Origin of the sequence: Kitasatospora sp. RG8 (assembly GCF_017813315.1) — a bacterium.
GTDB lineage: Bacteria > Actinomycetota > Actinomycetes > Streptomycetales > Streptomycetaceae > Kitasatospora.
Genome location: NZ_JAGIYX010000004.1, coordinates 299,180 through 321,212, shown reverse-complemented (window position 1 = coordinate 321,212; position 22,033 = coordinate 299,180). Strand labels below are relative to the sequence as shown.

Below are 22,033 nucleotides of genomic sequence, written 5' to 3'. Positions count from 1 at the left end.
TCCCCCCGGCCCGTGCGGCCCGCGGGAGCTGCCGCCGATCTCGGGCAGGAGTTTGGCATGCACGGCGACACGCGGGACCAGTCCACACCGGTGGCCGACACCGTCGACGCGGGGGTCGCGGAATCCGCCGGACGGATGGATTCTGACACCCGGACAGACGCGCCGATGCCGGCACCCCGGGGTGCCGGGGCTATCCGTACGGAGCAGCAGAGCGAACCGGCCCGACAACCCGGGGCCGAGGAGACCCGCCCCGCGGCACCGCGCAAGCGCACCACCACCCGGCGCAGCGCGACCGCCGCCACCACCGGCAAGGCCGCCACCACGGCCGCCGCCACCGCGAAGGCCGCCACCACGGCCACCGCCGTGGCCGGAGCCGACGCCGCCGGGGCCGGCACCGCCTCCCGCAACGCTCCCGCCCGGACCGCGGCCAACCGGACCGCGACCCCCCGGGCCGCGACCACCCGCAAGCCCTCCGCCCGCAAGACGACAGAGAGCGACACCGTGATCGGCCGCATCCCCGTCCTGGACGTCAGCCCCCTCGTCGACGCCGGCCGCCGCCCGGCCAAGGCCGTGACCGGCGAGGCCTTCCTGGTCACCGCCACCGTGTTCCGCGAGGGCCACGACGCGGTGAACGCCAACGTGGTGCTGCGCGACCCGCGCGGCCGCAGCGGCCCGTGGACGCCGATGCGCGAACTCGCCGAGGGCACCGACCGCTGGGGCGCCCTCGTCACCCCGACCGCGCCCGGCCGCTGGTCCTACCTGGTGGAGGCGTGGAGCGACCCGCTGGCCACCTGGCGCAGGACCGCCGCGGTGAAGCTGCCCGCCGGGATCGACACCGCGCTGGTCCTGGAGGAGGGCGCGCTGCTGCTGGAGCGGGCCGCCGGCGGCGTGCCCAAGAAGGAGGGCCGGGCGCACGTCCTGGCCGCGGTGGACGCGCTGCGCGACACCGGCCTGCCGCCGCTCTCCCGGCTCGCGGCCGCGCTCGCCCCCGAGGTGCTGGACCTGCTGGCCCGCTACCCGCTGCGCGAGCTGGTCAGCGCCTCCCGACCGCTGCCGCTCCAGGTGGACCGCGAGCGGGCGCTGTACGGCTCCTGGTACGAGTTCTTCCCCCGCTCGGAGGGCGCGGTGGTCGACCCGTCCGGCGTCGAGCCGCCGCGTTCGGGCACCCTGCGCACCGCCGCCGAGCGGCTGCCGGCCGTCGCGGCGATGGGCTTCGACGTGGTCTACCTGCCACCCGTCCACCCGATCGGCCGCGCCTACCGCAAGGGCCCGGACAACACCCTGACGGCCGGCCCGCACGACGTCGGCTCGCCGTGGGCGATCGGCTCGCCCGAGGGCGGCCACGACGCGGTCCACCCCGACCTCGGCACCATCGAGGACTTCGACCACTTCGTCGCCGAGGCCGGGGCGCTGCACCTGGAGGTGGCGCTGGACTTCGCGCTGCAGTGTTCGCCGGACCACCCGTGGGTGAACAAGCACCCGGAATGGTTCAGCCACCGCGCCGACGGCTCCATCGCCTATGCCGAGAACCCGCCGAAGAAGTACCAGGACATCTATCCGATCAACTTCGACCAGGACATGGACGGAATCGTCAAGGAAACCATCCGTATCCTCCGGTTCTGGATGTCCCACGGCGTGCGGATCTTCCGGGTCGACAACCCGCACACCAAACCAGTGCTGTTCTGGGAGAAGGTGCTCGGCGACATCGCCCGCACCGACCCCGATGTCGTGTTCCTGGCAGAGGCGTTCACCCGCCCCGCGATGATGCACACCCTGGGGAAGATCGGTTTCCACCAGTCGTACACGTACTTCACCTGGCGCACCACCAAGCAGGAACTCACCGACTACCTCACCGAACTCAGTGGTGACGCCGCCGCGTACATGCGGCCCAACTTCTTCGCCAACACCCCGGACATCCTGCACGGCTACCTGCAGACCGGCGGCCGGGCCGCGTTCGCGATCCGCGCGGTCCTGGCCGCCACCCTCTCCCCCAGCTACGGCGTCTACGCCGGCTACGAGCTGTGCGAGAACGAGCCGGCCCACCCGGGGTCCGAGGAGTACCTGCACTCCGAGAAGTACGAGCTGCGCCCGCGCGACTGGAGCCGCACCGACACCCTGGCCCCGCTGCTCACCGTGCTGAACCGGCTGCGCCGCCGGCACCCGGCCCTCCAGCAGCTGCGCGGCCTGCGCTTCCACGCCACCGACAACGACCAGGTGCTCGCCTTCTCCAAGACGGCCACCACGGCCGAGGGCCTCACCGACCACGTCCTCACGGTGGTCAACCTGGACCCGCACCACGTGCAGGAGGCCACCGTCACCCTCGACGGGGACGGGCCGTTCGCGGTGCACGACGAGCTCACCGGCGCCGCCTACACCTGGGGCCGGCACAACTACGTCCGGCTCGATCCCTCAGCCGAGCCGGCTCACCTCCTCACGGTTCGGAGGAACCCAGCGTGACAGTGAACGAGCCCGTGCCCGACACCTTCCCCGAGACCTCGAAGAAGAACCTTGACCCCGAGTGGTTCAAGCGTGCGGTCTTCTACGAGGTGCTGGTGCGGTCCTTCCAGGACAGCAACGGCGACGGGGTCGGGGACCTCAGGGGGCTCACGTCCAAACTCGACTACCTCCAGTGGCTCGGGGTCGACTGCCTCTGGCTGCCGCCGTTCTTCGCCTCACCCCTGCGCGACGGCGGTTACGACGTGGCCGACTACAAGTCGGTCCTGCCGGAGTTCGGCGACCTCGCCGACTTCATGGAGTTCGTGGACGCCGCGCACGCCCGCGGCATGCGCGTGATCATCGACTTCGTCATGAACCACACCAGCGACCAGCACCCGTGGTTCCAGGCCTCCCGGGAGGACCCGGACGGCCCGTACGGCGACTTCTACATGTGGGCCGACGACGACAAGCAGTACCCCGACGCCCGGATCATCTTCGTCGACACCGAGACCTCCAACTGGACGTACGACCCGGTGCGCAAGCAGTACTACTGGCACCGGTTCTTCTCCCACCAGCCGGACCTCAACTACGACAACCCCCGGGTCCAGGACGAGATGATCGCCGGACTCCGCTTCTGGCTCGACCTCGGCATCGACGGCTTCCGGCTGGACGCCGTGCCGTACCTGTTCGCCCGCGAGGGCACCAACTGCGAGAACCTGCCGGAGACGCACGAGTTCCTCCAGCGGGTCCGCAAGGAGATCGACGCCGACTACCCCGACACCGTGCTGCTCGCCGAGGCCAACCAGTGGCCGGAGGACGTCGTCGACTACTTCGGCGACTTCGCCTCGGGCGGCGACGAGTGCCACATGGCGTTCCACTTCCCGGTGATGCCGAGGATCTTCATGGCGGTCCGGCGGGAGTCCCGCTACCCCGTCTCCGAGATCCTCGCCAAGACCCCGAAGATCCCCGGCGGCTGCCAGTGGGGCATCTTCCTGCGCAACCACGACGAGCTGACCCTGGAGATGGTCACCGACGAGGAGCGCGACTACATGTACGCGGAGTACGCCAAGGACCCGAGGATGCGCGCCAACGTGGGCATCCGCCGCCGGCTCGCCCCGCTGCTGGAGAACGACCGCAACCAGATCGAGCTGTTCACCGCCCTGCTGCTCTCCCTCCCCGGCTCGCCGGTGCTCTACTACGGGGACGAGATCGGCATGGGCGACAACATCTGGCTGGGCGACCGGGACGGCGTGCGCACGCCGATGCAGTGGACCCCGGACCGCAACGCGGGTTTCTCCTCCGCCGACCCGGGCAGGCTCAGTCTGCCGCCCATCATGGATCCGGTGTACGGCTACCAGGTGACCAACGTCGAGGCGCAGCAGAGCAGTTCGAGTTCGCTGCTGCACTGGACGCGTCGCATGATCGAGATCCGAAAGCTCAACCCGGCCTTCGGCCTGGGCACGTACACCGAACTGCCCTCCAGCAACCCCGCGGTGCTGGCCTTCGTGCGCGAGCACGAGGGCGACCTGGTCATGTGCGTGAACAACTTCTCCCGGTTCGCGCAGCCGACCGAACTGGACCTGCGGCAGTACGGCGGGCGGTATCCGGTGGAGCTGATCGGCGGGGTGCGCTTCCCCTCGATCGGCGAGTGGCCGTACCTGCTCACGCTCGCCGGGCACGGCTTCTACTGGTTCCAGCTCCGCCAGCCCCCGCGGCTGAGCGGAACCAGGCGATCGAAGTAACGATCCATCAGGCGCCGCCCCCGTACCCGGGTGCTCCGGCGCCACCCGCACCACCAAACCCTCCGGGGGCGCGAGTTGAACCCCACGCGCCCCCGGAGGTCTCTGCACCACCGCGTACGGAGAACAGCCCAACGGCCACCCACACGAAGGCGTGACACCTGAGCACCGCTCGCGTGCCGTCGCCGCCGCGCCGCCGAAATCCGGAAGACTGACGGACCCGGCCAGACCCGTCGGGCACCCGCCCGCTTCCGGGGAAAGGGAGTCATGTCCGAAACCTCCCGTTCTCAAGCCCACGTGCACCGCGACACCCCTGCCGGCCCCGTGCCGGTGGGCACCCGCGGTGCCGGGGCCCGGAGAACCGCTCTGGGGGTCAGCGAACTCGTCCAGGCGGCCCTGCCGCTCATCGCCGAGTGGCTCCCCACCCAGCGCTGGTACGCCGGCAAGGGGCGGCCCATCACCGGCCTCACCCCGGTGGTCGGCACCCCGCTCCAGGTCGGCGACCCCGCCCTGCTCCACCTGCTGCTGCGGGTCGAACACGCCACCACCGCCGGCGCGCCGCACGGGGACATCTACCAACTGCTGCTCGGCATCCGCTCCCAGGGGCCCGCCGGCATCGAGCCCACCGCGGTCCTCGGCCGGCTCACCCAGGGCCCGTACGACGGCGCCGCGCTCTACGACGCGGTGCACGACCCCGAGCTCACCGGGCGGCTGCTGGAGCACCTGGCCACCGGCGACCGGTTCGGCTCCCTGTCGTTCCGCCGCACCCCCGGCTCCGGGCTCCCCGCCAACCTGCCCGGGCGCGCCTCCACCGCCGAGCAGTCCAACAGCTCGGTCATCTACGGCACCTCGTACATCCTCAAGCTCTTCCGCCGCATCCACCCCGGCACCAACCCCGACCTGGAACTCTCCCTGGCGCTCTCCCGCGCCGGCTCCACCCGGATCCCCCGGGTCGCGGCCTGGTTCGAGAGCCGGCTGGAGCGCGCCGAGCCGGCCACCCTCGGACTGCTCCAGCGCTACCTGCCGGAGGCCGAGGACGGCTGGGAGCTGGCGCTCGACCAGGTCGGCCGGCTCAAGGGCGACCCGTCGCCCGGCAACTTCGCCATCGAGGCCCACCGGCTCGGCCGGGCCACCGCCGAGGTGCACCGGGTCCTGGCCCGCTCGATGCCGGTCGCCCGGCTGGACCGCACCCAGACCCGGCAGCTGGCCACCGCGATGGCCGACCGGCTCGACAGCGCGGTGGCCGTCGTCCCCGGGCTGATGCGCTACCGGGCCGCGCTGCGCACCGCCTTCCAGCAGCTCGCCGACGCCCACCCGGACGGCATGCCGGTCCAGCGGATCCACGGCGACCTGCACCTCGGCCAGGCCATGCGCACCCCGCACGGCTGGGTGCTGCTGGACTTCGAGGGCGAGCCGGCCAAGTCCGTCGCCGAACGGCGCGAACCGCAGACCGCGCTGCGGGACGTCGCCGCGATGCTCCGCTCCTTCGACTACGCCGCCGCCCACCTGCTGGCCGGCGGCCCGCACGACCCGGAGCTGGCCCACCTGGCCGCCGCCTGGGCACAGCGCAACCGCACCGCCTTCTGCGCCGGCTACACCGCCGGCGGCGGCACCGACCCGGCGGCCTCGCCGGAGCTGATGCGCGCGCTGGAGATCGACAAGGCGGTCTACGAGGTGGTGTACGAGGCCCGGCACCGGCCCGGCTGGCTGCCGATCCCGCTGGCCGCGATCAACCGGCTCGCGCTCACCGTCTGACCCCGTCCGCCGCCTGTCCCCCTGCTCCCCGGTTCCCCGGCTCCCGCTCCTCGATCCCCCTCCGGCCCGTCCCCCGGCGGGCTCCGCCCGCCACTCCTCGTCCGACCCGCTCCACCCTGCTCCGCCCCGCCCGCCCCGCTCCCGCCCTGCCCCGCTCCCGCCCCGGAGCGGACCCACCCCGCCGCCGACGATCCGCGGCCACCCCGAATCCGCAGGAGGACCAGCCGTGACGCCGCTCGACCCGCCCGGCCGCACCACCCGCACCGTGCCCGCCACCTTCCTCGCGGACGCGGACTCCCCCCGGCGCGAGCCCGCGTCGCCCCGCCGGGCCGCGCCGCGTACGGCGGCGCAACCCGCCCCCGCCCCGGGCGGCGAGCCCGGCGGGGTGCCCGGCGGCGTCCTGCGGCTGCCCGAGGCGCCGCTGCCGCCGTCCGAGGTGGACCGGCTCGTCGGCGGGCAGCACCACGACCCGCACGCCCTCCTCGGCGCGCACCCGGTGCACGGCGGCACCGCGATCCGGGTGCTGCGCCCGTTCGCCGAGCGGGTCGTGGTGGAGACCGCGCACGGCCCCGCCGAACTCACCCACCAGCAGGGCGGCCTGTTCACCGGCCTGCTGGCCGGCGCCGAGCTCTACCAGAGCGGCCCGGCCGACTACCGGCTGCTGGTGACGTACGCCGGCGGCGAACCGGTCGCCCAGTACGACGGCTACCGCACCCCGCCCACCCTCGGTGAGCTGGACCTCCACCTGATCTCCGAGGGGCGGCACGAGCAGCTCTGGCAGGCGCTCGGCTCCCACGTGCGCACCGTCGACGGGGTGAGCGGCACCGCCTTCGCGGTCTGGGCGCCCAACGCGGCCGGCGTCCGGCTGATCGGCGACTTCAACCACTGGGACGGCACCGGCCACCCGATGCGCTCGCTCGGCTCGTCCGGCATCTGGGAGCTGTTCGTCCCGGGCCTGGCCGAGGGCACCCAGTACAAGTACGAGATCCACACCCGGCAGGGCTGGGTGCTCGACAAGGCCGACCCGCTGGCCCGGGCCGCCCAGTGCCCGCCCGGCACCGCCTCGGTGGTCACCTCCTCCTCGTACCGCTGGGAGGACGACGAGTGGATGGCCCGCCGGGCCCGCACCTCGCACCACCGGGCACCGATGTCGGTGTACGAGCTGCACCTGCCGTCCTGGCGGCCCGACCTCACCTCCTACCGCGCGATCGCCGAGGAACTCCCCGGCTACCTCAAGGGGTTGAACTTCACCCACGTGGAGTTCATGCCGGTCATGGAGCACCCCTTCGGCGGCTCCTGGGGCTACCAGGTCTCCGGCTACTACGCCCCCACCGCCCGGCTCGGCAGCCCCGACGACTTCCGGTACCTGGTCGACACCCTGCACCGGCACGGCATCGGCGTGATCGTCGACTGGGTGCCCGCGCACTTCCCCAAGGACGACTTCGCGCTCGCCCGCTTCGACGGCGAGCCGCTGTACGAGCCCGCCGACCCGCTGCGCGCCGAACACCCCGACTGGGGCACCCTGGAGTTCGACTACGGCCGCACCGAGGTGCGCAACTTCCTGGTCGCCAACGCGGTGTACTGGTGCGAGGAGTTCCACATCGACGGCCTGCGGGTGGACGCCGTCGCCTCGATGCTCTACCTCGACTACTCGCGCGAGGGCGGCGACTGGACGCCCAACCGGTACGGCGGCCGGGAGAACCTGGACGCCGCCGCGTTCCTCCAGGAGATGAACGCCACCGTCTACCGCCGCTGCCCCGGTGTGGTCACCATCGCCGAGGAGTCCACCGCCTGGGACGGCGTCACCCGGCCCACCGACAGCGGCGGCCTCGGCTTCGGGCTGAAGTGGAACATGGGCTGGATGCACGACTCGCTGGTCTACATGTCCAAGGAGCCGGTGCACCGCAAGTACCACCACAACGAGATCACCTTCTCGATGGTGTACGCGTACTCGGAGAACTACGTCCTGCCGATCTCGCACGACGAGGTGGTGCACGGCAAGCAGGCGCTGGTCTCCAAGATGCCCGGCGACTGGTGGCAGCAGCGCGCCAACCACCGCGCCTACCTCGGCTTCATGTGGGCCCACCCCGGCAAGCAACTCCTCTTCATGGGGCAGGAGTTCGCCCAGGGCGCGGAGTGGGACCACGAGAGCGGCCCGCAGTGGTGGGTGCTCGACGAGCAGTGGCCGGCGGCCGGCGACCACCTCGGCGTGCGCCGCCTCGTGCGCGACCTCAACCGGCAGTACCTCGACGCCCCCGCCCTCTGGGAGCAGGACACCACCCCGGACGGCTTCCGCTGGCTCGACGGCGGCGCCGCCGAGGACAACCTGCTCTCCTTCGTCCGGTACGCCGCCGACGGCACCCCGCTGGTCGCCGTCTGCAACTTCTCCCCCGTCGTCCGCCACGGCCACCGGGTCGGCCTGCCCGCCCTCGACGGCCGCGAACAGCTCTGGGAGGAGGTGCTGAACACCGACGCCGAGACCTACGGCGGCGCCGGCATCGGCAACTCCCGCCCCGTGAAGGCCGAGCCCGTCCAGTGGAACGGCCAGCCGCGCAGCGCCGAGCTGGTCCTCCCCCCGCTCGCCACCCTCTGGCTCCGCCCGGCCTGACCGGCCCGACCGGCACCGCGGCGGATCGGCCGCGGCCGGACCATTGCGTCCGGCCGCGGCCCGCCCCTAGGCTCGCCGCCCGAGATCGATCGTCAGCAGGCGGGGGCCTGACACGTGTTGATGATTCTGGGGTGGGTCTACCTCCTGCTGCCACTGGTCTGCTGGGCGGTGGTGACGCGCACCCGGGTGGTCGCAGTGGCGGTGTTCACCGTCCTGGCGGGCCTGGCGATGGTCCTGGTCGGCCTGGAGTGCGACTGGTACTTCACCCGCGCCACGGCCGAGATCGAGGCCGGGTACCCGTTCGCGGCCGGCCTGGTGATCCTGGTGGGCGTGCTGGTCGAGCGGCGACTGCGGGGCCCCCGGCCGAAGGGGGAGTCCTTCGACCCCACCGGCGGGGCGGCCGTCGCGATCTGCGCCCATACCCTGATCGGGACCGTCATCTGCTTCGTCTGCGGCCCCTTCCTCTCCTACGAGGCCTTCCTGCCGAGTGCCGAGGAAGTGTCGATGCCGCCCGGACTGACCGCGCGGAGCACCGACGGCTACTGCGGCTCCAACTTCTGCTCCCGCACTCTCACGATCGTCAGCACCGCCGGCCTGCCGCCCGCCGAAGTGGCCGACCGCCTACGGAGGCACCTCGCCACCGACGGCTGGCGCCCCGGGCCCAGCAACACCCTTCTGCGCCGGCACGGCTGGCTGGTGGACACGCGGCTGTCGGAGGTCTGGATCAGCGAGAGCCCCCTCGGGGTGTCGGTGGAGCTGGCCGGTTCGGAGCCGACCAACGCGGACATCCGACCCTGACCTCCCGCCCCTCCCGGGGTGACCTTCGTCCCTTGCACCGACGGGGCCCTCCTGCTCGCGGACGGGCATTCGCGGTGCGAAGGTATGGTCGATATGACCATCCTCTGAGACGACGGGACGGAGAGAGCCACGTGGCGCGCAGCGTGTACGTGACCGGGATCAACCGGGGCGACGGCCGGCAGGCGGTCGAACTCGGGGTCATGGAACTGCTCACCCGCCAGGTGGACCGGGTCGGGGTGTTCCGCCCCCTGGTGCACGCGCACGCACCGGGCGAACCGGGCTCGGACCACGTCGTCGAGCTGCTCCGCACCCGCTACCGGCTGGACCTCGGGCCCGCCGAACTGTACGGCCTCACCTACGAGGAGGCCGCCGCCCTCCAGGCCGCCCAGGGGCAGGACGAGCTGGTCTCCGTCCTGGTCGACCGGTTCCGCGCGGTGGAGCGGCGCTGCCAGGCGGTCCTGGTGCTCGGCACCGACTTCGCGGACACCAACATCCCGGACGAGCTGGCCTTCAACGCCCGGCTCGCCAACGAGTTCGGCGCCGCCGTCCTCCCCGTGGTCGGCGGGCACGCCGAGGACGCCCAGGCCGTGATCGCCGAGGTCCGCAACGCCCACCGCGCGTACACCGACCTCGGCTGCGCGACCCTGGCGATGATCACCAACCGGGTCGCTCCCGGCGCCAAGCAGCGGATCCAGCGCACGCTCACCGAGAAGCTGCCGGTCCCCGCGTACGTGATCCCCGAGGAGCCGGCGCTGGCCGCGCCGACCGTCGCCCAGCTGGTCGAGGCGACCGGGGCCGAGGTGCTGATCGGCGACGCGGCCGGCCTGGCCCGGGACGTCCGCGGCTTCGTCTTCGGCGGCGCCATGCTGCCGACCTTCCTCGACGCGCTGACCGAGGGCGCCCTCGTCGTCACCCCCGGGGACCGTGCCGACCTGGTGATCGGCTCGCTGGCCGCGCACGCCGCCGGCGCCCCGCCGATCGCCGGCGTCCTGCTGACGCTCGGCCAGCACCCCGGCCCGAACGTGATGGCGCTGGCCGCCCGGCTCGCCCCGGGCACGCCGGTCGCGGTCGTCCCCGAGGGCAGCTGGCCCACCGCCGCCACCCTCACCCATCTGGAGGGCAAGCTCTCCTCGGCCAGCCCCCGGAAGGCCGAGATAGCCCTCGGACTCTTCGAACTGCACGTGGACACCGCCGAGTTGACCACCCGGATCGAGGTCGGCCGGTCCGAGCGGGTGACCCCGATGATGTTCGAGCACGAGCTGCTGGAACGGGCCCGCTCGTCGCGCCGGCACGTCGTCCTGCCCGAGGGCACCGAGGAACGGGTGCTGCGCGCCGCCGAGATCCTGCTCCGCCGCAACATCTGCGACCTCACCCTGCTCGGGGACGCGGACGCCGTACGCCGCAAGGCCGCCGCGCTCGGCATCGGCCTGCCGGCAGAGGAGCCGGACGTCGACCGCGCCCAGGTCCGGATCGTCGACCCGGCCACCAGCCCGCTGCGCCGCCAGTTCGCCGAGCTGTACGCCCGCCTGCGCGCGCACAAGGGGATGACCGTCGAGCGGGCGCTGGACGTGGTGACCGACGTCAGCTACTTCGGCACCCTGATGGTCCAGGAGGGCATCGCCGACGGCATGGTCTCCGGCGCGCAGCACTCCACCGCCGCCACCATCCGGCCCGCCTTCGAGGTGATCAAGACCTCGCCGGGCGCGGCCATCGTGTCGAGCGTCTTCTTCATGTGCCTCGCCGACCGGGTGCTGGTCTACGGCGACTGCGCCGTCAACCCCGACCCGGACGCCCGGCAGCTCGCCGACATCGCCATCCAGTCCGCCGCCACCGCCGCCCAGTTCGGCGTCGAGCCGCGGGTCGCGATGCTCTCCTACTCGACCGGCACCTCGGGCTCCGGCGCCGACGTCGACAAGGTCCGCAAGGCCACCGAGATCGTCCGCGAGCTGCGCCCCGACATCCTGGTCGAGGGTCCGATCCAGTACGACGCGGCGGTGGACGCCCACGTGGCGGCCGCCAAGCTGCCCGGCTCGCCGGTGGCCGGCCGGGCCACCGTGCTGATCTTCCCGGACCTCAACACCGGCAACAACACCTACAAGGCGGTCCAGCGCTCGGCCGGCGCGGTGGCGGTCGGCCCGGTCCTCCAGGGCCTGCGCAAGCCCGTCAACGACCTGTCGCGCGGCGCGCTGGTCGAGGACATCGTCAACACGGTCGCGATCACCGCCATCCAGTCCCAGGAACGCGCCGAAGGAGTGCAGGCATGAGCGAAGGTACGCGGGTCCTGGTCCTGAACGCCGGCTCGTCCTCGGTGAAGTACCAGCTGATCGACATGCTCGACGGCACCCGCCTGGCCTCCGGGCTGGTCGAGCGGATCGGCGAGGCCGGCGGCCGGCTGCTGCACGCGCCGCGCGGCGGGGAGCGGCGGGAGGCCGTCCAGGTCTTCGCCGACCACTCCGCCGCCCTGAAGGCCGTCGCCGAGGAGCTGGCCGCCGACGGCGTCGGGCTGGACTCCCCCGAGCTGGCCGCGATCGGCCACCGGGTGGTCCACGGCGGCCTGCGGTTCACCGAGCCGACCGTGATCACCGACGAGGTGCTCCGGGAGATCCGCCGCCTGATCCCCGTCGCCCCGCTGCACAACCCGGCCAACATCACCGGCATCGAGGTGGCCCGCGCGCTGCGCCCGGACCTGCCGCAGGTGGCCGTCTTCGACACCGCCTTCCACGCCTCGATGCCCGAGCACGCGGCCCGGTACGCGGTGGACAAGGCGGTCGCGGACGAGCACCGGGTGCGCCGCTACGGCTTCCACGGCACCTCGCACCAGTACGTCTCGCGGGCCACCGCCCGGCTGCTCGGCAAGGACCCGGCCGAGGTCAACGTGATCGTGCTGCACCTGGGCAACGGCGCCTCGGCCTCCGCGGTGGCCGGCGGCCGGTGCGTGGACACCTCGATGGGCCTCACCCCGCTGGAGGGCCTGGTCATGGGCACTCGTTCGGGTGACATCGACGCGGGCGTGGTGTTCCACCTGCACCGGGTGGGCGGGCTCTCCGTCGACGAGATCGACGACCTGCTCAACCGCCGCAGCGGCCTGCTGGGCCTGTGCGGCGACAACGACATGCGCGAGATCATGCGCCGGGCGGACGAGGGCGACGCCGACGCCCGGCTGGCGTTCGACGCCTACGTCCACCGGCTGCGCAAGTACATCGGCGGCTACTACGCGATCCTGGGCCGGGTGGACGCGATCGCCTTCACGGCGGGTGTCGGCGAGAACGCGGCGCCGGTGCGGGCGGCGGCCACGGCCGGACTGGAGGCGCTGGGCATCGCGGTGGACCCCGAGCTGAACTCGGTGCGCTCCGGCGAGGCCCGGATCGTCTCCCCCGCCTACTCCCGGGTGGCGGTCGCCGTGGTGCCCACCGACGAGGAACTGGAGATCGCGCGACAGGCCTTCGCCCTGGTGCACCAGCAGTCCGGCCGGTGAAGTCCGGGCAGTGACGCACCGTCGTCTCGCCCCTCGGAATCCTTCGTCGGCGATTCCTCTCGATTCGTGCCGAATGCACCTATAACACGAACGGATAGACTGATCCATATGCGCCGAGCGAAAATTGTCTGCACCCTGGGTCCCGCGACGGACTCCTACGAACAGCTGAAGGCCATCGTCGAGGCGGGCATGAACGTCGCCCGACTGAACATGAGCCACGGCACCCACGCGGACCACGAGGAGCGGTACCGCAAGGTCCGCCAGGTCTCGGAGGACACCGGCAAGGCCATCGGCGTCCTGGCCGACCTCCAGGGTCCCAAGATCCGTCTGGCGACCTTCGCCAACGGTCCGGTGACCGTCGACAACGGCGACGAGTTCACCATCACCACCGAGGACGTCCCCGGTGACCAGCACATCTGCGGCACCACCTACAAGGGCCTGCCCGGCGACGTCAAGCCCGGCGACCCGATCCTGATCAACGACGGCGTCATCGCCCTGGAGGTCGTCAGCGTCGACGGCCCCCGCGTGAAGACCGTCGTCGTCGAGGGCGGCGTGCTCTCGAACAACAAGGGCATCAACCTCCCCGGCGCGGCCGTGAACGTGCCCGCCCTGTCCGAGAAGGACAAGGACGACCTGCGCTTCGCGCTGGCCCTGGGCGTCGACATGGTCGCCCTCTCCTTCGTCCGCAACGCGGCCGACATCAAGGACGTCCACGCGGTCATGGACGAGGTCGGCATCCGCGTGCCGGTCATCGCCAAGATCGAGAAGCCGCAGGCCGTCGAGGCCATGGAGGAGATCGTCCTCGCCTTCGACGCCATCATGGTGGCCCGTGGCGACCTGGCCGTCGAGTACCCGCTGGAGCGGGTGCCGCTGGTCCAGAAGCAGCTGATCACCCTGGCCCGCCGCAACGCGAAGCCGGTCATCGTCGCCACCCAGATGATGGAGTCGATGATCCACGCCTCGCGCCCGACCCGCGCCGAGGTCTCCGACGTCGCCAACGCCATCCTGGACGGCACCGACGCGGTGATGCTCTCCGCCGAGTCCAGCGTCGGCAAGTACCCGGTCGAGACCGTGCGCACCATGAGCCGGATCGCCGAGAAGGCCGAGGAGGAGCTGCTCTCCCAGGGCCTCCAGCCGCTGAACCCGGGCCGCAAGCCGCGCACCCAGGGCGGCTCCATCGCCCGCGCCGCGTGCGAGCTGGGTGACTTCCTCAACGGCAAGGCGCTGGTCGCGTTCACCAAGTCCGGTGACACCGCGCGCCGCCTCTCCCGGTACCGTTCGCCGATCCCGGTGATCGCGTTCACCCCGGACAACGCCACCCGCAACCAGCTCTCGCTGAGCTGGGGCGTCGAGGCGCACGTCACCGAGCAGGTCGGCTCCACCGACGCGATGGTGGCCCAGGTCGACCGCGAGCTGCTGCGCATCGGCGAGCTGAACGAGGGCGACACCGTCATCGTCACCGCCGGCTCCCCGCCCGGCGTCCCCGGCAACACCAACATGGTCCAGGTGCACCACCTGGGCACCCGGAGCGAGTAACCGCCCGCGCCGGAAGACGCCCGTGGGGCGGTCCCTCCTCACCGGAGGGGCCGCCCCACGGGCGTCTGCACGGCCTGGCGCGCCTACTTGTCGCTGTACGGCTCGTCGTCGTTGTACATCTTCATGCCGGGGATCTTGAGCGTGCCGCCGAACTGGCCGGCCTGCTTGGCCGTGACGCCGGTGAGCTCCAGGTCCAGCGGGATCGGGATCGCACCGATCAGGTCGTAGAGCCAGCGCGGCAGGGTGTCCGGCGTGAGGGTGATCTCGCCCAGGTCGATCGGGACCGGCAGGCCGAGCACCTTCGAGAGGTGGCCGGAGAGCCGCTCCACGTACATCGTGACCTGGCCGTTGCGCATCGTCGAGGTCGAGCCCGGGGCGCCCTTGACGTGGAAGGTCTTGCCGTTGCCCTCCAGTGTCGACATGTCGAGGTTCTCGATGTCGACGCTGTTGACCACGAACTTCAGCACCCGCTTGGTGCCGGTGGGCGTCCGCACGTCGTAGACGCCGTGGAAGGCCGCGCCGTGCAGGCCGAGGCGGCTGCTCTTCAGCGTCCAGTTCTGCTCCGGGACGACGTGCCCGGGCGCGGCCGCCCCGGCGGTCAGACCGCGGGCGTCCACGTCGCAGTTCGGGTTGGCGGTCGGCGTGCCGGTGGCCGACGGGGTCGCGGTGGCGCCCGCGGACGGCGTCGCCTTCGGGGTCGCCCTGCCGCCGGTGGACGCCTTCGGGGAGGGCGTCGTCTGCCCGGCCCCCGTGCTCTGCGCGGTCCCCGTGGGCTGCGCGGCCGTGGTGGCTCCCGGCGCGGGGGCCTGCGGCGCGGCCGTGGTCTGTGCCGGCTGCGTCTGGACGGCCTGCGGGGCCGGGGCCTGCGGCGCGGCCGCACGGGCGCCTGCGGCGGCCGACGGCGCGGCCGAGGCGCTCGGCGAAGCACTCGGGTGGATCAGGTTGGTGACGCCGCCGATCAGGTCGTCGATGAGCCCGGCCTGCACCACGCCCCCCTGGCCGCCGGTGGCGCCGGAGCGGACGGCGGGCGGCTGGGTCGCGGCACCGGTCGGCTTCACCGGCGCGGTCGTCGCGGCCGGGGCGGCGGGCGTCGTCGGGGCGGGCGCCGTCGGAGCGGTCGTCGGCGCACCGGCCGTCGGCGCACCGGTCGGTGCGGTCGTGGGCGCGGTCGCGGCGGCCCCGGTGGGCGCCGTCGACGGGCCGGGCGGCGGGGTCAGCTCGCTCTTGGGAACGGGCGTCTCCTCCACCGGCGTCACGTCCGGGACGGACTCGGGCGCGGAGGCGCACGGCTTGCCCGCGGCGGGCTCGGCTATCGCCGGGTTCGGCGTGTAGGCGGCGGCCATCAGCAGCGCGGTCGGCACCGCGGCCATCGCCAGCGCGCGTCCTCTCAGCCGGACCCGGACGGGCGTCCGGGGTGCCGCGTGCCGGCCGGAGCGCTGCTCCGGCAGGACGGGCCGGCCCTGCTGGTCCTGCGAGGTCACCGTGCCTCCTCGGGGCCGCCGGCCTGCTGCGGGAGGGTGGCGTCGGCGGCCGGAGCCTTGTCCAGGACCGGCGGCTGAGCCTGGCCCGGGACGGCGGGCAGCGGAGCCGTGGCGGCCTCGGCGGCGGGGGCGGCGACGGCCTCGGCAGTGGCCTCGGCGGCGACGGGCGCGGCAACGGCCTCGGCGGCGACGGCCGCCTCGGCCGGGTTCGGCGCCCAGGCGAGCATCAGCCCGCCGCCGATCAGGCCCGGCAGCAGCGACATGCCGAAGCCGGACAGGTTGGAGACCGGGATCGAGACCAGCGTCAGCAGCATGGTGGCGACGCCCGCGAAGAAGCGGACGGCCGGCTGGAACCAGGCGGTCAGGCCCAGCACGATCAGCAGGATCCCGATGATCAGTGACCCGGCACCGGCCGTCGTCGCCATGGTGACCGTCATGCCGTTCAACGACAGTTTGGCGTAAGGGAAGTACATGATCGGGACGCCGGCGATCATGGCCATCAGGCCGCCCCAGAACGGGCGGGACCGGCGGAAGTGACGGAACACCCGAAGCACCCAGTGGACGGTGTTCTCGTGCTCGGCGGGCCGCAGCTCGGCAAGGGCGCTGGACACGGTGCAGCTCCTCGATGGTGTGAACGAGGGGAAAAACGGGAGGGGGAGGGCCGGGGGCGGCGCATGCGCCGTCCCCGACCCCCCGGGTGCCGTGGTCGGAGGCGGGTCCGCGGACCCGCCTCCGGTCAACGGCCTAGTAGCACTCGTGCCCGCCGTCGGTGTGCAGCTGGAGCTTCAGGCCCTGGAGCTTGAAGGTGCCGGCCGAGGTGGCCCACGCGGTCTGCTTGACGTCGGTCAGGTCGGCCTTGTCGGCGGCCTGGGCGAAGCCGACGCCGCCCGAGGGCAGGCCGGTGCCGAGCTTGGACTTCCAGCCCTGGGTGGCGGTGCCCTTCAGGGTGGAGGCGTCCTGGCCGATGTTGATGTTGGTGAAGGTGGCGTCCGCGCTCAGCTGGTCGAGGTCGATCAGCAGGTTCTTCGCGGAGACCTGCTTCGCGACGTCGTCGCTCTGGCCGGCCTCGAGGCGCAGGGTGATCTTGGGCAGCTTCCACGGCAGGCCGGGGATGATGTTCGGGTCGGTCACCACCGACTGGCAGAGACCCTTGATCGTGGCGTCGTCGAACGCCGAGACGGCGACCGGGTGCGGCGTGCCATTGGTCTCGGCGTCGAGCGAGCCGAACTGCGCGAAGTTCGTGCCGTGCAGCTCCTGCGCGGTGACCTTGAAGTTCTGGCCGGAGACGCTGAACGAAGCCGCCAGCGCGTTGTTGGCCATCGCGACGCCGACCGCGGCGGTGGCGGCGATGCCCGGCACCATCACGAGGGCGAAGCGCTTCCAGCGGGTCTTGCCGTAGGTCTGGGACATGCGAGTCCTCCTTCTAGGACGTACATCTCCGGCGCCCGGCGGTGCGTCCCGCACCGGTGGGGGCCTGGGATGGGAGAGAGCTACGTCCTCGGTAGCGGAGAGCGCCTTCGGCGTCGTCGGACGCGGGAGCGGCCGGCACACAGCGGCACTCCCGTCCCTTCACCGGCCACCCTTGCGGGGCGGCGGGCAGGACCGACGACATCGGCGATCACCCCCGAGCGACAACCAGCGACCGCGCGGGCCGCGCGGCCGGATCGAAGGACAGGAACCGCCGTGGGACCGCGGATACCCCCCTGCCCTCCCTGCCGCCGGCCAGGGCCGACGGCTCACCCGGTGGGGATCCTTCGCTCCGTCGCGCCGACCGGCTGTCGGCGGGGTGGAGTCTGGGACCGGGCGTCGCCGATGCTGCTTGAATCCCGGGCGAAGCACAAGGGGTTCATTACTGACGGGTAATCCAACATCCAGTGCCGACGATCATGAAAATTTCCGCTCGTGCACCCTGAGTGACGAATTGAAGGAATCGTGACGGCGAAATCCGCCGGAAACAGCAGCGAAACACCCGTGGGTGGTCACGCGAAGTGACCACCCACGGGCGTTGTCAAGATTTGGTAAACCTCTGACGCGATGACCGGATTGTCGCCAAATCTCCAGCGACACCGCAGGTCACCCGCCGTGCCAGTACGGACCGGCGAAAGGGTTACGGACCGTGATCCGAAACCGGTCCGCTCCGGGCCGGAAGCCCGAAACCGGGTCAGAAGTCCGAAACCGGCTCAGAACAGGACGCGGGCCAGCGCGGTGCGCGCCGCCGTCACCCTCGGGTCGTCCGCGCCGATCACCTCGAACAGCTCCAGCAGCCGGAGCCGGGCGGTGTCGCGGTCCTCGCCGAAGGTCCGTCCGACGGTGTCCACCAGGCGCCCGAAGGCGTCCTCGACGTGCCCGCCGACCAGGTCCAGGTCGGCCGCCTGGAGCTGGATCGCGACGTCCTTCGGGCTCGCCGCGGCCGCGGCCCGGACGGCCTGCAGGTCCAGCCCCTCCACCCGGCGCAGCAGCTGCGCCTGGGCCAGGCCGAGCCGGGCCTCGGTGTTGCCCGGCTGGTCGGCCAGCACGTTCTGGTAGGCCTGGATCGCGCCGCCGAGGTCCCCCCGGTCGAGCGCCTCGTGCGCGGCCGCCAGCGCCGGGTCCTCCGGCACGTACGGCGCGGCCTCGCCCGGCTCCCCGGCCGGCGCGCCGGCGCCGCCGGCCACGCCGAAGCGCTGCTCGGCGACCAGGATCAGCTGGTCCAGCACCTTGCGGACGTTGGCCTCGCTCTCGGCGCCCTGGAACAGCGGCACCAGCTGGCCGGCCACCACGGCCATCACGGCCGGGATGCCCTGGATGCCGAACTGCTGCGCGATCAGCTGGTTGGCCTCGACGTCGATCTTGGCGAGCACGATCCGGCCGGCGTACTCCTCGGCCAGGCGCTCCAGGATCGGGCTGAGCTGCTTGCAGGGCCCGCACCACTCGGCCCAGAAGTCGATGACCACCGGCACTTCGGTGGAACGCTGGACGACCTCGGTCTCGAAGGTGTCCTCGGTGACGTCGATGACGAGCTCGTACGGGGCCTGGGGGGCCGCCACACCGGACGCTTCGGCGGCGGCCGCCTGACGGGCCCGCTCGGCCCGGGCCTGCTCGGCCTTCTGGGCAGCCTCGCCGGCTGCCTTCACTGCGGCGAGGTCGACCGCACCGCGCAGGGCGGAGCTGTTGAGACGCGAATTCCGTGGCTGCATGGCACTATCCTCCCCCGTCCGCGCCGCCGACGGGCACCAACCTCGGGGAAAGTCGCCCCGCGCGGGCTGCGCGGCACCCGATCCCCGGGCGGACGGCCCGTCCCCCGGTAGCCTGAACCGTTCGGCGCGGATCCCCACCCGCGCCCGCGCCGCCCCGTCCCACGGGTCACGGCGCCTGGTCGTCACTGCTTTCGCTACGAGTCGTAGCGTAACTGGACCGAGGCCCCCTGTCGCAACCCCATCCGGCGTTCCCGGGACGTGAGCTGCCCCACTTTCCCGGGCGGCCTGGCTGACCAGGACGGCGGGGAGTCGCTACCGTTACCGGTCCCACCCATGTTACTTACCAGTAAACCGCAAGGAGACCCGGTGTCGGCCCCCCAGCCCCCCGTGACCCCGGCGCACCCGGACCTCCGGGAAGACCCCCCACAGGCCCCGGAGGGCACCGACGGCACCACCACCCGGGCCAAGGGCAGACCGCGCAGCGCCGCCGCCGACCTCGCCATCCTGGACGCCACCCGCGAGGCCCTCGCCGAGCTCGGCTGGGGCGGGCTGACCATGGGCCACGTGGCCACCCGCGCCAAGGTCGCCAAGACCACCCTGTACCGCCGCTGGCCGTCCAAGAACGAGCTGGTGGTGGACGCCGTCGCCAGCCTCTTCGACGAGCTGGTGATGCCCGACCTCGGCAGCCTGCGGGCCGACATCGAGGCGGTGGTCGCCCAGTTCGCCGACCTGCTGGCCCGGCCGGAGACCCAGGCCGCGCTGCTCGCACTGTTCGCCGAGGGCACCCGCGACCGTCAGCTGCGGCGGCGGATCCGGGAGGCGATCGTCGACCCGCAGAAGCGGCTCGTCCGGCAGGGCCGGGCGGCCGCGCAGGCACGCGGCGAGCTCGCCCCGGACGCCGACGAGGCGACCGCCGGCGAGGAGATCGACATCATCTTCGACACCATCGCCGGGACGGTCGAGCACCGGGTGCTGGTCAGCGGCGAGCCGATCACCGCCGACTGGACCCGGCGCTTCACCAACCTGCTGCTCGGACCGTTCCCGAGCCTGCTGGCGGGCTGAGCACGCGCCTGCCCCGGGCCCGCGGCGGACAGCACGCAGCCGCCCCGCACGTCGGTACGTGCGGGGCGGCTCCCGTGTGCCGGGAGGGCCTCAGAAGCGGGCCGTCTCCCGGTAGATCCCCCACTCCTCGCGCAGGGCGTTGCAGATCTCGCCCAGGGTGGCCTCGGCCCGCACCGCGTCCAGCATCGGCGGGATCATCGACTCGCCCGAGCGCGCGGCCGCCAGCATGGCCTCCAGGCCGGCGCGCACCGCCGCCTCGTCCCGGCCGGCCTTCCGCTCGGCCAGCACGCGCACCTGCTCGCGCTCGACCTCGTGGCTGACCCGCAGGATCTCCAGCTCGGGGGTGACGCTGCGCGGGTGGCAGTTGACGCCGACGACCCGCTTCTCGCCCTTCTCCACCGACTGCTGGTACTGGAAGGCCGCCTCGGCGATCTCCCCGGTGAACCAGCCGTCCTCGATCCCGCGCAGGATGCCGGAGGTGATCGGGCCGATCTCGTGGTCCTCGCGGCCCTTGTCCAGGATCCGCTCGAAGATCGCCTCGGCCTGCTCCTCGATCCGGTCGGTGAGCGCCTCGACGTACCAGGAGCCGCCCAGCGGGTCCGCGACGTTGGTGACGCCGGTCTCCTCCATCAGCACCTGCTGGGTGCGCAGGGCGATCTCGGCGGCCTGCTCGGACGGCAGCGCGAGCGTCTCGTCCAGGGCGTTGGTGTGCAGCGAGTTGGTGCCGCCGAGCACCGCGGACAGCGCCTCGACGGCGGTGCGGACCACGTTGTTGTACGGCTGCTGCGCGGTCAGCGAGACGCCCGCGGTCTGGGTGTGGAACCGCAGCCACTGCGCCTTGTCGGTCTTGGCGCCGAAGCGGTCGCGCATCCAGCGGGCCCAGATCCGGCGGGCGGCGCGGAACTTGGCGATCTCCTCGAAGAAGTCCAGGTGCGCGTCGAAGAAGAAGGAGAGGCCGGGCGCGAAGACGTCCACGTCCAGACCGCGGGAGAGGCCGAGCTCCACGTAGGCGAAGCCGTCCGCCAGCGTGTACGCCAGCTCCTGCGCGGCCGTCGCCCCGGCCTCGCGGATGTGGTAGCCGGAGACGGAGAGCGGCTTGTACGCCGGGATGCCCTCGGCGCAGTACGCCATCAGGTCGCCGATCAGGCGCAGGTGCGGCTCGGGGGCGAAGAGCCACTCCTTCTGGGCGATGTACTCCTTGAAGATGTCCGTCTGCAGGGTGCCGTTGAGCACCGCCGGGTCGACGCCCTGGCGCTCGGCGGCGACCAGGTACATGCAGAAGATCGGGACGGCCGGGCCGCTGATCGTCATCGAGGTGGTGACCTCGCCGAGCGGGATGCCCTTGAACAGGACCTCCATGTCGGCGGCCGAGTCGATGGCCACGCCGCAGTGGCCGACCTCGCCGAGCGACTTGGCGTCGTCGGAGTCGTAACCCATCAGGGTCGGCATGTCGAAGGCGACCGAGAGGCCGCCGCCGCCCGCCTCCAGGATCATCCGGTAGCGCTCGTTGGTCTGCTCCGCGTTGCCGAAGCCGGCGAACTGGCGGATGGTCCACGTGCGGCCGCGGTAACCGGTGGCGTGCAGACCGCGGGTGTACGGGTACTCGCCCGGCCAGCCGATCCGCTCGAAGCCCTCGACGGGCTGCCCGGCGGGCGGGCCGTAGACCGGCTCGACCTCGTCGCCGGAGAGGGTGGTGAAGTCCGCGTCCCGCTTGCGGGCGCTGTCGTACCGCTGCTGCCAGCGCTGCCGCCCGCGCTCGATCTCCTCGGCGTCCATGGCCAAGAACTCCGCTCCGTACGGCCGCCACGGCATCGGGGCGGCACAGCTATTAGGACGTCCTACTAATTTACTCGGACGTCCTAGTACTTGTCGATGGAGACGGTACGCGCAGGTCGGGCCGCAGGGGCGGGGCGAAACGCCGAGCGCCCCTCCCCGGAACCGGGGAGGGGCGCTCGCAGGGGCCGGCG

The 22,033-nt window shown here is 72.5% G+C and carries 14 protein-coding genes; 9 read left to right on the top strand and 5 right to left on the bottom strand.

What is annotated here, in order from left to right:
* Window positions 1–501: 501 nt before the first annotated feature.
* The 8 genes from J5Y04_RS09035 (at window position 502) to pyk (ending at window position 14,347) form a co-directional block, all read left to right on the top strand.
* Entirely contained in the window at window positions 502–2,457 is a 1,956-nt protein-coding gene (locus J5Y04_RS09035; RefSeq protein WP_209411524.1) for an alpha-1,4-glucan--maltose-1-phosphate maltosyltransferase, read from the top strand.
* Complete coding sequence (gene treS, locus J5Y04_RS09030; protein ID WP_148642869.1) at window positions 2,454–4,178, top strand: maltose alpha-D-glucosyltransferase; 1,725 nt, start codon at window positions 2,454–2,456, stop codon at window positions 4,176–4,178. The genes J5Y04_RS09035 and treS overlap by 4 nt, the downstream gene beginning before the upstream one ends.
* 264 nt (window positions 4,179–4,442) lie before the next feature.
* Window positions 4,443–5,930, top strand: a complete 1,488-nt coding sequence (locus tag J5Y04_RS09025) for a phosphotransferase (RefSeq protein WP_209411335.1) — start codon at window positions 4,443–4,445, stop codon at window positions 5,928–5,930.
* Window positions 5,931–6,156: 226 nt separating this feature from the next.
* Window positions 6,157–8,538 carry a 1,4-alpha-glucan branching enzyme gene (gene glgB / locus J5Y04_RS09020; RefSeq protein WP_307853010.1) on the top strand — a complete coding sequence of 794 codons (2,382 nt, stop codon included), beginning with the start codon at window positions 6,157–6,159 and terminating at the stop codon, window positions 8,536–8,538.
* Between the two features lie 114 nt (window positions 8,539–8,652).
* Window positions 8,653–9,336, top strand: coding sequence for a hypothetical protein (locus J5Y04_RS09015; RefSeq protein ID WP_209411334.1), 684 nt, complete (start codon window positions 8,653–8,655; stop codon window positions 9,334–9,336).
* 131 nt (window positions 9,337–9,467) lie between these two features.
* Window positions 9,468–11,600, top strand: a complete 2,133-nt coding sequence (gene pta / locus J5Y04_RS09010) for a phosphate acetyltransferase (RefSeq protein ID WP_209411333.1) — start codon at window positions 9,468–9,470, stop codon at window positions 11,598–11,600.
* Window positions 11,597–12,811, top strand: a complete 1,215-nt coding sequence (locus J5Y04_RS09005) for an acetate kinase (protein ID WP_209411331.1) — start codon at window positions 11,597–11,599, stop codon at window positions 12,809–12,811. Before pta ends, J5Y04_RS09005 begins: the two co-directional genes overlap by 4 nt.
* A gap of 108 nt (window positions 12,812–12,919) precedes the next feature.
* Entirely contained in the window at window positions 12,920–14,347 is a 1,428-nt protein-coding gene (gene pyk / locus J5Y04_RS09000) for a pyruvate kinase (protein ID WP_209411329.1), read from the top strand.
* Window positions 14,348–14,430: 83 nt separating this feature from the next.
* On the opposite strand, the gene J5Y04_RS08995 is transcribed toward pyk, so the two are convergent.
* From J5Y04_RS08995 to J5Y04_RS08980, 4 genes are all read right to left on the bottom strand, one after another.
* The gene (locus J5Y04_RS08995; RefSeq protein ID WP_209411327.1) at window positions 14,431–15,828 is read right to left on the bottom strand and encodes a hypothetical protein; all 1,398 of its coding nucleotides are present in this window, start codon (window positions 15,826–15,828) and stop codon (window positions 14,431–14,433) included.
* Entirely contained in the window at window positions 15,825–16,439 is a 615-nt protein-coding gene (locus J5Y04_RS08990) for a DUF6114 domain-containing protein (RefSeq protein ID WP_209411326.1), read from the bottom strand. Before J5Y04_RS08990 ends, J5Y04_RS08995 begins: the two co-directional genes overlap by 4 nt.
* 133 nt (window positions 16,440–16,572) lie before the next feature.
* On the bottom strand, window positions 16,573–17,238 hold the full coding sequence (locus tag J5Y04_RS08985) for a DUF6230 family protein (protein WP_209411325.1): 666 nt from the start codon (window positions 17,236–17,238) through the stop codon (window positions 16,573–16,575).
* A 770-nt stretch (window positions 17,239–18,008) separates the two neighbouring features.
* On the bottom strand, window positions 18,009–19,004 hold the full coding sequence (locus tag J5Y04_RS08980) for a tetratricopeptide repeat protein (RefSeq protein ID WP_209411323.1): 996 nt from the start codon (window positions 19,002–19,004) through the stop codon (window positions 18,009–18,011).
* A 366-nt stretch (window positions 19,005–19,370) separates the two neighbouring features.
* Between J5Y04_RS08980 and J5Y04_RS08975 the strand changes: the two genes are divergently transcribed.
* Window positions 19,371–20,066: a TetR/AcrR family transcriptional regulator gene (locus J5Y04_RS08975; RefSeq protein WP_307853009.1), complete on the top strand. Its 696-nt coding sequence runs from the start codon at window positions 19,371–19,373 to the stop codon at window positions 20,064–20,066.
* Between the two features lie 90 nt (window positions 20,067–20,156).
* Here the strand turns inward: J5Y04_RS08975 and J5Y04_RS08970 are convergent, their stop codons facing one another.
* The gene (locus J5Y04_RS08970) at window positions 20,157–21,842 is read right to left on the bottom strand and encodes a methylmalonyl-CoA mutase (protein WP_209411320.1); all 1,686 of its coding nucleotides are present in this window, start codon (window positions 21,840–21,842) and stop codon (window positions 20,157–20,159) included.
* Window positions 21,843–22,033 lie beyond the last annotated feature (191 nt).

Excerpts from the sequence above, each read along its gene's own strand:
- J5Y04_RS09005 (WP_209411331.1), top strand. The coding sequence starts at position 11,597 with ATGAGCGAAGGTACGCGGGTCCTGGTCCTGAACGCCGGCTCGTCCTCG.
- J5Y04_RS08985 (WP_209411325.1), bottom strand. The coding sequence starts at position 17,238 with ATGTCCCAGACCTACGGCAAGACCCGCTGGAAGCGCTTCGCCCTCGTG.
- J5Y04_RS09025 (WP_209411335.1), top strand. The coding sequence starts at position 4,443 with ATGTCCGAAACCTCCCGTTCTCAAGCCCACGTGCACCGCGACACCCCT.
- J5Y04_RS08970 (WP_209411320.1), bottom strand. The coding sequence starts at position 21,842 with ATGGACGCCGAGGAGATCGAGCGCGGGCGGCAGCGCTGGCAGCAGCGG.
- J5Y04_RS08980 (WP_209411323.1), bottom strand. The coding sequence starts at position 19,004 with ATGCAGCCACGGAATTCGCGTCTCAACAGCTCCGCCCTGCGCGGTGCG.
- pyk (WP_209411329.1), top strand. The coding sequence starts at position 12,920 with ATGCGCCGAGCGAAAATTGTCTGCACCCTGGGTCCCGCGACGGACTCC.